The sequence below is a fragment of the Rhizobium sp. 01T437 genome (assembly GCF_056398505.1).
In genome coordinates, this window is record NZ_JBFTPM010000092.1 from 1 (window position 1) to 356 (window position 356).

General features: G+C 68.3%; 1 protein-coding gene. It reads right to left on the minus strand.

Annotated elements, in window-relative coordinates; all coding sequences use genetic code 11:
- On the minus strand, positions 1-234 hold a 234-nt coding region (locus AC1DM5_RS36645; protein WP_477976988.1), incomplete at its 3' end, for a PTS sugar transporter subunit IIA.
- Between the last annotated feature and the right edge of the window lie 122 nt (positions 235-356).

The window sequence follows — 356 nt, forward strand, 5'->3', positions numbered from 1 at the left end:
CTCCAGACCCACATGCATCAGGATCTCGGCCCCGTTGCCCGCCCGCAGCGTCACCGCGTGCCGCGCCCGATGCACCGAGATCACCCGCCCGTCGCACGGCGCATGCAGCACCGAACCCGTCGGATCGATCGCCAGCCCATCCCCCAGCATACGCTCGGCGAACACCGCGTCCGGCGTCTCCTCCAGGGACGCTACCCAGCCTTGGAGGGGCGAAGAAAGAACGAGCGTGGACACGTGGAGAACTCTCGCCGGAACGTTACTGGTGGAGACTACTGGCCGGCCGCGGTCAGGGTGACGCGGTCGAGGGCGGGCATCGGATCGAGGCCCTTGGCGGTGAAGGAGAAGCACAGGTCGTG